General features: G+C 54.3%; 14 protein-coding genes. 11 read left to right on the top strand and 3 right to left on the bottom strand.

What is annotated here, in order from left to right:
- Positions 1-16: 16 nt before the first annotated feature.
- Entirely contained in the window at positions 17-1,618 is a 1,602-nt protein-coding gene (locus BM174_RS11205) for an FAD/NAD(P)-binding protein (RefSeq protein WP_093923949.1), read from the bottom strand.
- Between the two features lie 574 nt (positions 1,619-2,192).
- Here BM174_RS11205 and BM174_RS11200 point away from each other — a divergent pair.
- The 9 genes from BM174_RS11200 (at position 2,193) to BM174_RS11170 (ending at position 11,188) form a co-directional block, all read left to right on the top strand.
- Positions 2,193-2,615 carry a TadE/TadG family type IV pilus assembly protein gene (locus BM174_RS11200; protein ID WP_093923948.1) on the top strand — a complete coding sequence of 141 codons (423 nt, stop codon included), beginning with the start codon at positions 2,193-2,195 and terminating at the stop codon, positions 2,613-2,615.
- Position 2,616: 1 nt separating this feature from the next.
- Entirely contained in the window at positions 2,617-3,981 is a 1,365-nt protein-coding gene (locus BM174_RS11195) for a Tad domain-containing protein (RefSeq protein WP_093923947.1), read from the top strand.
- 140 nt (positions 3,982-4,121) lie between these two features.
- The gene (locus BM174_RS21380; RefSeq protein ID WP_245766335.1) at positions 4,122-4,325 is read left to right on the top strand and encodes a TetR/AcrR family transcriptional regulator; all 204 of its coding nucleotides are present in this window, start codon (positions 4,122-4,124) and stop codon (positions 4,323-4,325) included.
- A 117-nt stretch (positions 4,326-4,442) separates the two neighbouring features.
- Positions 4,443-4,703 carry a TetR family transcriptional regulator C-terminal domain-containing protein gene (locus BM174_RS21375; RefSeq protein ID WP_245766342.1) on the top strand — a complete coding sequence of 87 codons (261 nt, stop codon included), beginning with the start codon at positions 4,443-4,445 and terminating at the stop codon, positions 4,701-4,703.
- 31 nt (positions 4,704-4,734) lie between these two features.
- A complete protein-coding gene (locus tag BM174_RS21735) occupies positions 4,735-4,902 on the top strand; it encodes a hypothetical protein (protein WP_425442361.1) in 168 nt (55 codons plus the stop codon).
- Complete coding sequence (locus BM174_RS11185) at positions 4,863-5,516, top strand: zinc-binding dehydrogenase (protein ID WP_245766334.1); 654 nt, start codon at positions 4,863-4,865, stop codon at positions 5,514-5,516. The genes BM174_RS21735 and BM174_RS11185 overlap by 40 nt, the downstream gene beginning before the upstream one ends.
- 455 nt (positions 5,517-5,971) lie before the next feature.
- Positions 5,972-9,013: a CHASE domain-containing protein gene (locus tag BM174_RS11180; RefSeq protein WP_245766333.1), complete on the top strand. Its 3,042-nt coding sequence runs from the start codon at positions 5,972-5,974 to the stop codon at positions 9,011-9,013.
- A gap of 155 nt (positions 9,014-9,168) precedes the next feature.
- A complete protein-coding gene (locus BM174_RS11175) occupies positions 9,169-10,815 on the top strand; it encodes a sensor histidine kinase (RefSeq protein WP_093923945.1) in 1,647 nt (548 codons plus the stop codon).
- Positions 10,816-10,825: 10 nt separating this feature from the next.
- Complete coding sequence (locus tag BM174_RS11170; RefSeq protein ID WP_093924041.1) at positions 10,826-11,188, top strand: response regulator; 363 nt, start codon at positions 10,826-10,828, stop codon at positions 11,186-11,188.
- A 225-nt stretch (positions 11,189-11,413) separates the two neighbouring features.
- On the opposite strand, the gene BM174_RS11165 is transcribed toward BM174_RS11170, so the two are convergent.
- Positions 11,414-11,815, bottom strand: a complete 402-nt coding sequence (locus tag BM174_RS11165) for an Hpt domain-containing protein (protein ID WP_245766332.1) — start codon at positions 11,813-11,815, stop codon at positions 11,414-11,416.
- Positions 11,812-12,795: a response regulator gene (locus BM174_RS11160; RefSeq protein ID WP_093923944.1), complete on the bottom strand. Its 984-nt coding sequence runs from the start codon at positions 12,793-12,795 to the stop codon at positions 11,812-11,814. The genes BM174_RS11165 and BM174_RS11160 overlap by 4 nt, the downstream gene beginning before the upstream one ends.
- A 102-nt stretch (positions 12,796-12,897) precedes the next feature.
- Between BM174_RS11160 and BM174_RS21075 the strand changes: the two genes are divergently transcribed.
- Complete coding sequence (locus BM174_RS21075; protein ID WP_177209464.1) at positions 12,898-13,059, top strand: hypothetical protein; 162 nt, start codon at positions 12,898-12,900, stop codon at positions 13,057-13,059.
- 50 nt (positions 13,060-13,109) lie between these two features.
- Entirely contained in the window at positions 13,110-14,435 is a 1,326-nt protein-coding gene (gene hisS / locus BM174_RS11155) for a histidine--tRNA ligase (RefSeq protein ID WP_093923943.1), read from the top strand.
- Positions 14,436-14,442: the final 7 nt, after the last annotated feature.

Raw genomic sequence — 14,442 nt, 5'->3', positions numbered from 1 at the left:
GGAAGTGAGGGCGCGTTCACGCCAGTCGGCGGCGTCGTCTGATGCCTGCTTCTCGGCTTTTTTTACCGACGCCCCGCGCAATGGCTTCGCCCAACTCGGCACAGGCTGTGATACCCTGCACAAAAGGTTTATCGTGCATCAGGTAGGGGATTGCTGCGAAAGATACGCGGCCTGCAATCGCGGGCGGGGCAATCAAGGTATAGTCGTCTGCGATGTCGGGCACCTCTTGATCGGCTTCCAACAGCCGGTGCCGTAAACTGGCGAAGGGCAGGTCGGCGGTGACCATCGGCTTTTGCCCCCGCGCGTCGATAAATACGTCAAAGACAAGCTTTTGATCGCCTGTGGTGATCGTTGGCTGCGGGGCTTCCGCGTCTAGCTCGTAATCATCACCAAGAGCGGCGACGTGCAGCACTCCTGCGTCACGTAGCGCCAGCAGGCGGCGAATAGATTCTGGCGGCACCGCAGCGTAATTGTCGATGAAAACCCGCTTGAGCCCCGCATCAAACCGCGCACGATCGCCGTCGGAAAATTCCGAAACGGCTTCTTCGACCTGCTCATGCATGCGCAAAATTGCGTAGCGCCAGTGCACAGTACGGTTTTCCGCTTTGTTTCGCTCGACTTCGGCAAGATTTTTGCGGGCCCAGCGAAACGGGTCCACTTCGGCACGAGCAGCGAAATAGGCGTCCGCGAAATCATCAGCTGACAGGTTTTCAAGATCAATCTTGCGGGCGTAGGCCGGGTCTGCTGCGGCCAGTTCTGCACGGAACAGCCCGAAAATGTTGTCTAGCGGCTTTGGTGACTGGCACGCTTCGGTAAGCGTCTGTTCGGTCATAATCTGAAGGTCTTCGTAGGGGATCGGGCAGTAGAAGTCGGCTTCGGGCAGCAACCCGTTGCGCGATACCATGGTGATACGCAGATCAGTGGAATTGGTTTCGAAGGTCAGGCCATCGTCGGCATCGGGTTTGAAGGTACCGTGTTGCGTGGCGACAGCCATCGCGGCATCAATGCCGCTGAGCGAGGTACCCATCACTCCGATATCCCCTGCGGCTATATCCGTGCTGATAAGTCCGCTCCACGGATTGGGAAAATATGATCCGGTGGCGGCGTCATCCTCTGGGAAGCTATGGCCCGTCGCCAAGACAACGTGGTCAAATGTCTCTGCAAGTGGTCCTGCTGCGGTGCTGAGTTTGAACTTCTGCCCCCATTCGCCAATATCGAGCACTTCGGTGTTTTCGTGGATGTTGATGACGTGGCCCGCCGCGCGGCCGTCTTCGATGATTTCCAAAAACTGATCGCGGAAATACTCTCCGAGCAACAAGCGCGGGGTGAAACTACGCTCGGTCAGGCGTTCTGGATCGACGCCATAACTGGTCAATTTGCCTTGAGGCACTGCGCGGAGCCATTCCAGGTAGGTCGTTTTGATCGGCGGAATTTCGATGCTGGCGATGTTGGCAAGCATAGTGCGGCTGCTGGCTTCGGGCGAAAATGGCATGCCCATGCCGGCTGTTTCCGCTTTCTCAAACAGCGATACCTCCAATGGGCTTTTCTGCCGGATCAGATGGGCGAGGGTGTAGACGCCCGTAGGCCCCGACCCGATAATCGCGACTGACAAAACCATTTTATAACTCCAGAAAACTACTCCAGCCTAACGCGGCGGCCTAGCGATGGGTTCCCTCGCCCGGGGTTCGTTGGAGCGGTCAGTTTGGAACGGTTTAGCGCGTTTGTTGCCGCATGAGCTTGATCAGGGTGGAGGCCGGGCCGCCCAAAGCGCTGCTCTGCGGACGTCGCGGCCAAGGAAAGAGATATACAATTGACGGGAACATGGAGGGGCTGGCGTGCCGATAGAGCAGGATTTGCTGTCGCCGATTTTCACATCAAATGGGGGCAGACGATTCTCACACCGGTCGGTGGGATTGTGAGTTGCCAAATTGTGGGTGGAATGTGGCAAAGCTTGGGCAAAGATTGGCGATTTGCCGAGTGCATCGCCGATTAAGATTAAACTATGATGTATTTTTAATTCTAACGCATTGATACATATAAACTTTTTCGTCCTTGTTTAAGGCGGGATAGCTATTCCGGATTTTTGCATCGGGATTTTAGGAGCCAAGTATCAGATCGGGGCTCACCATATTTACACCTCATTTAGATTACATAATCATAACCAAGAAATTGAAATAGAAGGCATAGATACGATGAAACACCGGCGTCACAGTGCAAAGCCCGTATGCCGTTTTCACCGGTTTTGGGGCGATGAAGACGGCAGCTACACGATCGAGTCTGTCATCTGGTTCCCGATCTTTGCGATCCTGCTGACATTCGTTACGAACATATCCATCGTGTTCTTCAACGAGTCCCAGATTTTGCGGGTCATGCAAGACGGCAATCGTGCCTACTCACTCGGGCGGCTTACCAGTGCCGAGGAAGTGCAGACCTATATCAGTAACAATCTGGCCTACCTTCAAGCGGGCATGACCATTGTCACGGAAACGACGGGTGGGTTTGTAACCACAAATCTGAGCGTTCCGGCAACCGATTTGATGCCCCTCAACCTTATGACCAGCGCGTTTGACAGCATTACGATTGCGGTCAATGCCCAACATATAATCGAGTTCTAGTATGAAACAGTCAGACCTCTCCCCTAATCTATCAAAATCCACCAGCTTTATTGAAGATGAAGACGGGACCGCGACACTGCTTGCCCTGTCTTTTCTTCTGGTCTCGATCATGCTGGGCGGCCTTGCGGTTGACTATAACAAAGCGATCTCGGAACGGACGCAGCTGCAGGTGGCAGCAGATACCGCCGCCCATGCCGCGCTTTACACGAGAGAAAAGGAAGAGCCTGCGGCGTCCCGGCAAAAGGCGCTAGAAACCATCGTCCAGATGCTGCCGAGCGAACGGTTCGGCACAGTGGCGCTAAACGATGCCGACGTGACGTTTGGCACGTGGGATGCAACCAATTGGGTTTTCACTTCGGATGTGAACTCGAAAACTGCCGTGCGGGTTCGTGCCGAGATGACCGAGGATCGTGGCAATGCGTCGCGCAATCTGATGATGCATATCTTGGGCCAGCCAAAGTTGAACATTGGCGCAGAGTCAGTCTACTCGACATATTACCCGCCTTGTTTCAGCGAAGGCTTTGTCGCGGACGGGGTTGTGGATATTCAGTCAAACAACTCGTTCTCCGAAGGGTTTTGCATTCATTCCAACCAATACGTGAGCATGAACCAGAACAACTATTTCGAGCCGGGGACCGTGGTGTCGATGCCTGACCTCGACAATCTGGACATGCCAAATTCGGGCTTTGAAAAAAACGAGGGCTTGCAATCAGCGCTGCGTGCGGGCGCCTATCGCCTGCGGCTGCTTAACCAGTTGCCATCCATCATTGACAGCTTTTGGACCGCCGAGCCTGAACATCTGCCGCCCTACATTTATGCAGGATCGCCTTACGATGTGGCGCTTGCGAACCCGGTTGATGACACCGGTAAAAAGATTACAGGGAGCGGTTTGACTCCTTATCACTTCGAAAAAAATGCTGTGAATTACTTGCGCTGTGCGGGCGGTGGTAAGCAAACGCTGAAGGCAGGAACCTACAGCTCGTTCGTCTTTGTCTCGAACTGCGAAATAACATTTGCGAACGGGGTGATCTTGGAGGATGTCGTAATCGCGACGACAAACACTGGAATCAAATCCCTGAGCACGTCTCACATGCAGATCGGCAGAAACGACAACTGTGCGCCGGGCGGTGGGGCCACGCTGATGACACTCGGCGGCTTTAGTGCAGCCTCGTCGCTGGAAGCCTTCAACGGTCAGATCCTTGCGCTAAAAGATATCACCTTTGCAGCGGGTGCGAACGGCATCCAAGGTGTGTCATTCGTCTCCAAGGGCCGGATCGATGGAACCAGCAACATGGAGATGGGGTACTGCCGCAACCACGGCATGGAAAATGCTTATCGCGCCTCTTACTTCCGGATGGTGAACTAAGCCAACCCGATTGACTTGCGATTTCACGGCAGAGCGTTTAGCGCTCTGCCGTTTTGTTTCAGGCTGGGTGCAGCATCTGTTGTCACGTCTTGGTGAACGTCCAGCAGACAACCGGTCTGTTATTGGCTGGATCGTTGACCATGACAGAGCAGACAAAATCAGATCAGGCGCGACACCGGATACTCACCGCAGGGCAGCCACTGTTCGCCACACACGGTTTCGGTCCAGTCGGCCTTGTTAGGGTTCCAAGCGAGTGTGGAGTGCCAAAGGGCTCGTTTTACTGTTATTTCTCAGCAAAAGAGACATTTGGCCAAGCGCTTTGGCAAGATTATATTGATCACTAACTCGCGCGTTTTGAAGCACTAATTGACACTGATAGCATCGCTGCAGAAAAGCTGGATGCGGTCTAGGCGGCTTGACTGGCACAAGCTAGCTCCGAAGGAATCGCCAATCAGCGCTTGGTGGTCAAGCTCGGGTCCGAGGTGGCGGATTTGTCCGATAGCATGCGCGAGACGCTGAACGCTGGCTTCACCCAGTTGGTCGACCGCATCGCCACGCTTTTGGAGCAGGGCAGCGCTGATGGAACTGTCCGCAAATTCCCCGACACGTTGGTGACGGCGCAGATGCTCTATGCCAAATGGCTAGGCGCTGCATTTCTTTCCAAACTGTCCCGCAGCCAGACGCCGCTTGAGCAGGCGCTGGCAGAGACCACTCGAGCCTGAATTGCCGGACGGGATCGGCGGGTCCGAGGCTGTGGGCACGGTTGAGGCTGTGGCCGAGGGCGTCGATGCGGCAATGGTCGGCAAGCGCGTTGCCGTCACGGGGGTTCACGGTGCGTGGGCCGAATTTTTTTCACGGCTTCCGCGAATGGCGTTTTACCCTTGCCTGAGATTGTCTCTGATACGGCTGGTGCCCAGTTGATTGCCATGCCGTTCAGCGCGCTTTCGTTGCTTGAAACGTTGAAGGCGCAAAAAGGCGATTGGATCATTCAAACTGCCTCAAACGGCGCGGTTGGTAAGGTCATGGCAACTTTGGCCAAGGTGCGCGGCATCAACTTGCTAAACCTTGTGCGGCGCGATGAAGCGGTGACCGAGTTGACAGCCCTTGGCATCGATAATGTCCTGCCGACGTCGGACGCCGACTGGAAGCAGAAAGCGCGCGCGTTGATCGGTGATGCTGGCGCGTTTTCGGCGATTGATTCCGTTGGTGGCGACATCAGCGCAAGTCTGGTTGAGTTGTTGGGCGTTGACCGTGAACTTGTGGTGTTTGGTACCGCGACCGGTGCGCCGATGCCGTTTAACTCGGGCGTATTGATTATGAAACACATCACGGTCAAAGGCTTCTGGAGGTCGCGGGTCAGTCAGCAAATGCCTGCCAAACAACGCACGCGTCTGATCACGGAATTGGTGACCTTGGTCGCATCGGGGCTGTTGGTGCTGGAGGACGGCGGCTTGTTTGCGTTGGAGGATGTTTCGTCTGCGATCCAAGCGGCACTGACACCGGCGTGGGCAGGCAAAGTTATGTTGCGTCAATAAACGCGAAGCCCTGGTTACGACACAATCTTGCAGCCCCTGATGATACGTCATGGACTGCATTATTATGTTCAGGTCCAGCTCGGCCCCAAGCACTGTGTTTGTGCACTTTATGATGCAAAAATAAGGGAAATTGTGGTGTAATCTTTGCCGGATATAAACACTTCGGCCAAATAACGGTTGTTGGACTAGCTGCTTCTACATATAGGTGGAAGGAGTGTTTAGTGTGGTGCGCTGCTCAAAATGTCGTCCATTTTTTGTGGGGCGGGGGGAAGCGCGAGTAGGAAAGTATTGCCTTGTTTAGGCGTCTAGAAATTCTTCTTATTTGCATCGCTCTAGCCGTGACGCTGGGGCTCTCATTTGGTGCGAAAAAGGCCGCAGATAGTGCCGCTGAACGGCAGTTCCTGAAGATTGCTTCGACCGGGGCTCAAGACCTTTCCGCCCGGATGTCCTTGTACATGCAGACCTTGAACGGTGCCGCTGCTCTTATCAATGCCTCAGATGAAGTAACCGCGCCCGACTTTGAACGCTACGTTCAAACGCTGGACGTTCAGCGAAACCTGCCAGGCATTAATGGTGTCGGCTTTATCGTGCCGATCCAGCGAGGCGAAGAAGAACAATTGATGCGTGAGGTCGAGCTCAATGGCGGGCAGCGTTTCAACGTGTTTCCAGATACGGACGGGCCAGAGCGGTTTGTCATAAAATACATCTATCCTCGCGGCATCAATAAAGAGGCATTCGGGCTCGATATCTCCTTTGAAGAGGGGCGGAAATGGGCGGCGACGGAGTCGCGCGAGACTGGAGAGGCGCGGCTTACTCCACGCATTCTGCTGGTACAGGACGCAACAAAGCAGCCTGGCTTTTTGTTGCTGCGTCCGGTTTTTGACGCGCCCGCTGGCGCTGCCGAACGCGGCCCGTTTAGGGGCTGGGTTTATGCGCCGTTTATCGGCGTGAACCTGTTGAGCAATCTCTCTGCGGATGAGGGGCGTTTTTATCACCTCAGCGTCTATGATGGGGCAGAGTTGGCGCCGGAAAAACTGATCTACGACAGCAGCCAGCCGGGCGAGGCCTTGGGCCGCTTTGCTGACCTCCACACGATGCAACTCTATGGCCGGACATGGACAATCCAGTTTTCCAGCACCACAGATTTCGATGTCGTTTTCAAGGACAGCTCAGCCTACCTGATCCTTGTGGGCGGTTTGTTATTGACCGCGATGTTGGCTTACCTGCTTAGGAATATGCGTTTGCGCAGCGATGCGCTGACGGAGGTCGCTGCACTGCGCAGCCGCCAAGTCAGCGCGCGTGAAGACGAAAACAGATCGATCATGGAAAATGCGGTCACGCCTGTGTTCATTCTTGATGCCGACAACCGGGTGATTTCGGCCAATCAGGCGGCCGTCGCCTGTTTTGGCTATGACAGTGATCAAGAAATGCTGGGCCAGTTGTTCGAGGCCTTCGTCACCAATGTCGATCTTGAAGAGGGCGTGGCGCGTCACAACGCGACAGGGCGCACCCGTGACGGTGCCCATTTGCAGCTCGACATTCAAAGTAATGGCTGGACAACTTTGAACGACGTCAGCCGTACCACTGTGATTGCCCGCGATATTACAGCCGAAACCAAAGCTGTTGGCGAGATGCAGGAGACCAAGCGCCGGTTTGACATGGCGCTCGACGGGGCCGAGATTGGCATCTTCGAGGTCGATTTGATTACCGGCAGGTCAATCGTGTCTGAAACATGGTGTCAAATCATGGGGATAGACGAAGCCGCTGCCGTTCTAGATACCCAGCAGCTGTTTCTAGCTCGGGTCCATCCAGAAGATTTGCCATCTTTGCTTGCCTCAGACAAAGCTTGCATTGAAGGCAGCAACGACCGCTCGATTTCGGAGTACCGAATGAGTTTTGGAGATGACCGCTGGCGTTGGATGAAATCTGACGCCGTGGTCATTAAGCGCGACAGCGACGGTCGTGCCTTGCGGATGGTTGGCACGCAAACAGACGTGACCGACGTGCACCATGCTCGCAACGCGCTGGAAACCAGTGAGGCGCGTTTCCGCTTGGTCTTGTCCGAAGCCCCGGTTGGCATGGCAATGACCAACGAGCGGGGCGAATTTATTGGCGTCAACGAGGCGCTGGGGGCCCTATGCGGTCGGACACAGGAACAATTGCTATCGGGCTTCCGTTTGCAAGATCTTGTGCCAGCTGAAGACTTGAAACAGATTTACTCGGCAGTTAGCGCGCTGATGGCGGAAGGCTCGACTGACCCGTATCGGGGCGAGCATCGCATCAAGCATTTAAACGGCAGCGAGAGGTGGGGGCTTTTCAACACGTCTTGGGCCTATGACAGAAATGCCAAAGGCAATTTTTTCATCACGCAGATCAACGACATCACCGACCAAAAACATCTGGATCAGATGAAGAGCGAGTTTGTTTCAACAGTCAGCCACGAGTTGCGCACACCGCTTACCTCAATCAAAGGTGCGCTTGGATTGCTCACAGCCTCCGTGAAGGATGAACTGGCGCCCGCCGGCATGCGCTTGCTTGAGATCGCGACCAGCAATGTTGACCGGCTTACTTTGATCGTGAATGATATTCTTGATCTAGAAAAGATATCTTCGGGGAGTATTTCCTATAATAATGAAGATATTAGAGTTCGAGAAATCGTCGAAGCCTCGATCAGGGAGATGTCGCCTTTTGCACTTAAACATAAAACGACATTGCGCTGCGACCTGCCCAATCTGCGGTTAACGATTCACGCAGATCGAGGGCGTATGATGCAGGTCATGGCCAACTTAATTTCAAATGCGTGCAAATACTCGTGGGATAATACCGAAGTTCTCGTGAAAGTGGAGCAAGTTGGCGACCTCGCGGTGTTCTACGTGCAAAACGTCGGACCAGGGGTGCCCGAGAGCTTCAAGGCACAGATATTCAAAGCCTTCTCTCAAGCCGATTCGTCGGACACGCGCGCAAAAGGCGGCACAGGTCTGGGGCTGAATATCTCTAAGCAAATCGTGTTGCGCCATGGCGGCAAGATGGGCTTCGAGAGCAATCCTGACGGGCTGACTATCTTCTGGTTTACGGTGCCCGTCACCATGACCGAAGAGGAAGCAGACGCCGCTCACAATGGTCCTGTCGAGCAGATCGATAGCCGGAAGTTGAAGGTTCTGCATCTTGAGGATGACCCCGATTTCGCCGAAGTGGTGCGGACGGGATTGGAGCATTTCGCGCAGGTCACAAATGTTGCGAGCGTCGCGAAGGCGCGAGAAATCATCGGGAAAGAGACGATCGATATCATAATTCTGGACTGGATGTTACCGGATGGTGACGCGTCGGAGCTTTTGGATGAGATCGAGATAGCCCAACCTCAAGCTAGAATGTTCAGCCTTTCGGCCGACGCGGACCGAAAGCATGACGATCGCATTCTAAAAAATATTGTTAAATCAAAAACTGACTTGTCGAATATTGTCGAGACAATAACGACTTGGCGGGAGCAGGCATCTTGACCGACTGAAGGGAGCGCAGCATGTTTAAAAACAGCGATATTTCTTTTTTGCCCCATTTTTGCCAACTTGATTTGAAATGTACGTAATTGATTAGTGGACCAGCAACGAAGACTGGCTGGCTCCCCTCAACCGATATCATTAGCGAGGCGATTATTGTGTCGCAGTTAGAACATTTTAAAACGACAGTGGGTGGTTTGGCTCTCGGCGCGGTGCTTGCCGGTGGCTGGCACAGTGTCACGACCGCGCTATTAGGTAGCACAAGCGCATTACCCGCGTTCGGGGCCATCGCGCTTGCCAGCGTTGTGCCTATTCTATTGGTTCAAAAATCAGTGCGCCGGAGTGCGAGAAACGCTGAGAGAACGCTTCTGCAAAGATTGGCCGTGCTCGACCTGCATGCAATCGTAAATGTCGTTGATCAGAACAGCATTTTGACGGAGGTCAACGATCACTTATTGAAACTCACGGGCTTTTCGCGCGAGGAATTGATCGGCCAACCAGTGTCGCATCTGTACGACCCTGATGACCATGATTTCACCAACAGCATTCTTGGCGAGATCAAGCAGGGGCGCTCCTGGCAAGGTGAAACGCCGTTACGCCGTGCTGATGGTACTATTTTCTATACCCAAACCACAGTTCTGCCGCTGATGGATGAGAAGGGTAACTGGTGTGGATCTATTTCCGCGCGCACCGATGTAACGCAGCACAAAAAACTACTGGCTGAGCGGGATACGGCCCTGACTTTGCATGAATTGCGCGATGACGTCTGGATCGTCGATGAAAAAACATTGCACTTCCGCTACATGAACCGCACAGCGATGGCGCGATTTGGTTGGAGCGAGAACGAGTATAGCGAGAAATCACTGGTCGATCTGGCGGTCGAGCAGGAAACAGGCCCGATTCTGGACGCTTGCGCCGCGTTGCACCGCACTGGCGAGTTAATTGCACATCACGAGATGTCAGTTCTGGGCTCGCACTTTGACGTGACCATTAAATTGCTGCGCAATAAACGCAGCAGTGGCCGTTTCCTAATTTTGCTCAACGACATTTCGGATCGCCTGGCACAAGAACAGCTGAAGGCCGACTTCATTTCGATGGTAAGCCACGAATTGCGGTCACCGTTGACGTCAATCAAAGGATCGATGGGTTTGCTGCTGTCAGGTGCCGCGGGTGACGTGCCATCAAAAGCGAAAAGCCTATTGGAAATATCCCATCGTAATGCGGACCGATTGGTTCTTATTATTAACGATATTCTCGATCTCGAAAAAATCACAACGGGTCGCATGGAGTTTACCATGTGTGATGTAGATTTAGATGAGCTTGTGAAAGAAGCGATTGCAGCCAGTGCTGTGACGACAAAGAACTTCGGTCAGCGGGTTCTATTCGACGGGGTTCAAGGTAGTGAAGTGATTTATACCGATCCCAATCGTATAATTCAGGTTCTCACTAATCTTATCTCGAATGCGTCGAAATTTTCCCGCCCAAATGGTATTATTCACGTAAGTTGTGTTGAAGGTCCTCGCGGCATGACACTTACAGTGCGTGATGAAGGAGCCGGCATTCCGGCTGAGGATCAGCATAAAGTGTTCAAACGTTTTGCCGATCTTTCAAATTCGGACCGAAGTGGCAAAGGCGGAACGGGGCTTGGGTTGAGCATTTGTAAAGCGATTGTCGAGAGCCTCGGCGGATCGATAGGCTTTGAAAGCCATCCCGGGTCAGGAAGTTCTTTCCATTTCGTACTTCCTTCGGATAAAGATGACCGTGAAAAAGGTAATCATGCAGCCCAGCGTCGTGTTTCGGGCTGAGAAGGATATCATGATCAGATTATTGCACGTTGAAGATGACGCGGACATTCGCGAAATTGCTAAGATGGCGCTCGAGTTGTCCGGTGAATTCGATGTACTCCAGTGCAGCTCGGGCGAAGAAGCACTTGCCACTGTGGTGGGGTTCAAGCCCGACGTTATCCTGCTGGATATGATGATGCCAGGCATGACCGGCCGGCAGACGCTCGAAGAGATCCGCCAGCTTGACGGTCTCAAAGAGACCCCGGCAATTTTCATGACAGCACGTGCCCAGCACGCTGAAATCGAAGAGCTTTTGTCAATCGGGGCGGTTGATGTGATCAGCAAGCCGTTCGATCCGATGTCGCTGGCCGACAGCATAAAGTCCTCGATGTAGGGCCAGCTGCTCCTGCCGATCCTAAACGCAAAGCAAATGTAAAATTCGCTGTAGCCGTTACTCGGTCTACAGCTTTTTTGTATCGCCAAATCCACCACGCAGGCTTGGCCACCATGTCAGGGCCAGCCCCTGAAAACGAAAATGCCCCGCCAGAAGCAATAGCAACGGCAGGGCTGAAAATTTCGCGTTCAAAATTTGTGCCGGGCAGGGTGGCCGCCCAGGCGACTACACCGCCGTGGCCATGCCCGGCTGTGCAACCGGCATGTCATAGGTATCGATCAGGGTTCGGCAATCGGAAATGAACAAATCTAGATGGTGCATCAGCTCGCCAGGACAGATTGCCAAATCGGCATCGGGCCCATCAAGGTGGGCAATAATCTCAATCTCACAGTTGCGCGCGCAAGTCCCAAGCTCGCCAAAGCCTAAAGAACCGGCACTGCCTGCAATCTGGTGCAAGGTGGCCTGTGCGGAAGCAAGGTTGCTGTTCACTTGCTCAACTGTCTCGCCTTCCCATGCATTCAATGCGTGCTGTGCGATGATGCCCTGACGTTCCTCAAGCAGCGTCACGAAGCGATGCTGGATCGCCTCGATCCCGGGCATAAGCGGAGGGTTGTGCATCATCGTCATGCGGATCGTCCTAGGTACCAAAAGTCATTCTGCGCGTTCTCGAAATCCTTGCAGGCCTTTTCGGCGCTGGCATGGGCATGCCCCAGGGCGTCCAATATGGACTGGCCTGATTTCCAGATCAAGCGCACGGCTTCACCGGCGCTGACGCGCGGTTTGAGGCTCGCGCCGTTGTTGTCAAAAAGCTCGGTGCGGGCCAGCGACAGATTGATGCCATCCATCAAACGGGTCATTTCCGGACGCCAGCCGCTTTCGGTGACGCAAACGAATGTGCCGTTACCCGCATAGGCCATCAGATACTGATGGTCGGAAAGGGCGTCGGAGATTACCTCGGCAACGTCCGAGATCAGGCTGTAAAATTCAAATGAGCTTAGCGAGCCGTGGAACTGGCCGACTTCGCGGATCGAAAAGGCAAAGCAGGTCGAGCCGAAGAGCGATCCGCGGCTCAGCTGCTGGACATAGTTTTCCATCGCGGTGAAATCGATCACGTTCTCCACATCGAAGATCGAGATCGGCTCATGCAACTCCACGCCTTTTTCGAGCGGGGTGACCTGCGGACTCAATGTTTTGGTCGCGAAGATTTTGCGGGTCCGTGCCTGACGCGCTTTCACCAGTCCATCGACCAGATTGATCCGCGCTTTTAGCTCCAGCGGATCGAATGGTTTGGTGACATAATCGGTAGCGCCAGCCGCGAAAGCGGCGTCGATATAGCGTTTGTCAGACATCGCAGTGAGCATCAGAATCGGCGTATCCGCATATCGTACGGTTTCACGGATCCGGCCCGCCAGCGTGATGCCATCCATTTTAGGCATCTGGATATCCAGCAAGAAGCAGTCGAACTCGCCGACGGCAGGGTCTTTCAGGCGCTCAAGCGCCTCCATCGCAGACTCTGCCGTAACGACAGTATGCCCTTCCAAAGCGGACACAAATTGGGTGAGCAGTTCGAGAATGATCGGATCATCGTCAACAGCAAGAATTTTCATCACACATCTCTCCAGCTTCGGGTTCTTAGGCAGCGATTGGCGGAGCCCGTTTTGATCAACCTGACGGGGAAAGATGGCGCAATTTGGGCAGATTAAGAAATAATGAACTTTTTTCGGGAAAATTGTGCACGCTTTCTCATGCTTGGCGGGCACCAAACCGGCAAACCGCCGACCCAGCACATGTTGCGCGGCTGGCACGTCTCGCCATTGGCAGTTGTGGTCGCAGGGGGGCTGTCCTATAAGGTCGCCGGATTTTCGCGGTGAAAGGGGCCCCGTTCGGGCGTCATTCCCGCCCTAGCAAGGACCGCCCCGCCATGGCCAATAACGCCCAAAAACTCGATTTCGCGATGAGCGGTTTTCCTGAGTTTACGCCTGAAGTACGCGCGCTTGAACAGGCGTGGCTGGCCAAGCTGGCGCGGGTTTTCGAGAGCTACGGCTACGCGAATATCGAAACTCCTTCGGTTGAGACGGTTGCGACGCTTGCCTCAAAGGGCGAGGATGTCGACAAGGAAATCTACGCGCTGACGCGTCTGGCCGCCGAAGCTGGCAGCACGCCCAAATTCGCGCTTCACTACGACCTGACCGTGCCAACAGCGCGCTATGTGGCCAAACATTATTCCAACCTGACATTCCCTTTCAAACGCTATCAAATGCAACGCGCCTGGCGCGGCGAACGCCCACAGGAAGGCCGTTTCCGCGAGTTTACCCAATGCGATATCGATGTGATCGACAGCGAAACGGTTTCGCATGCCTTTGACGCCGAGATGCTGGAAATGGCCGTTGTGGCGCTCACGGCGCTCGACGTAGGGCCGGTTAAGTTTCAGGTGAGCAACCGGCGGATCATGGACGGGCTTGCGAGCAGTTTGGGGCTCGCCGACGCAACCCGTTTGGCGCGTATCCTTGATAAGGTTGACAAGCTGAGTGGCGAACAACTGGCAGAGCGGCTGAGCACCGAGTTGGCGCTGGACACGCGTGCCATCGACACCTGCATCGCGTTTTGCAAAGTTTACGGCAATGCAGACGCGATCTCTAACGGGTTGGATGCGTTGAAGCTCGACGCCGACGCAATAGGCGAGGGGCGTGACCAGCTCTGTACGCTGCTGGACCGGGTGGAGGCCACGCGTCCCGAAAACTACATCATCGACGGTGATCTCTCGATCTCGCGCGGGTTCGATTACTATACCGGCGTTGTCTATGAGGCGCGGTTCATCGACTTCCCCGATTACCCGTCGATCTGTGCGGGCGGGCGCTATGAAAATCTCGTGAGCTCGTTTATGCGGCGCAAATTGCCCGGGGTCGGAATTTCCATCGGTCTGACGCGTATCTTTACCAAGCTGCTGAAGGAAGGTCTGGTCACCCCGGGGCGCAAAAGCCCAACACAGGTTCTGGTGGCCAATGAAGAAGAAGGCGCGGGCGATACGGCGCATGCGCTTGCGGCACAAATCCGCGCGCTTGGCGTCAATGTCGAGGTTTTGCCAGATGTGGCGCGGCTGGATAAACAACTTAAATATGCCAACGACAAAGGCATTCCCTTCGTCTGGCTGACCCGTGACGGCACTGCGTTTCTTAAAGACATGAGCAATGGCACCCAGTCCGAGATCGACCTGGACAGTTTCGCCAAAAGGTTTGCAGAAAGCTGAAAAAAAC

It is taken from the genome of Sulfitobacter brevis (assembly GCF_900112755.1).
Lineage (GTDB): Bacteria > Pseudomonadota > Alphaproteobacteria > Rhodobacterales > Rhodobacteraceae > Sulfitobacter > Sulfitobacter brevis.
Note: the sequence above shows the minus strand (reverse complement) of the source record. Positions and strands in the feature narration are given on the sequence as shown.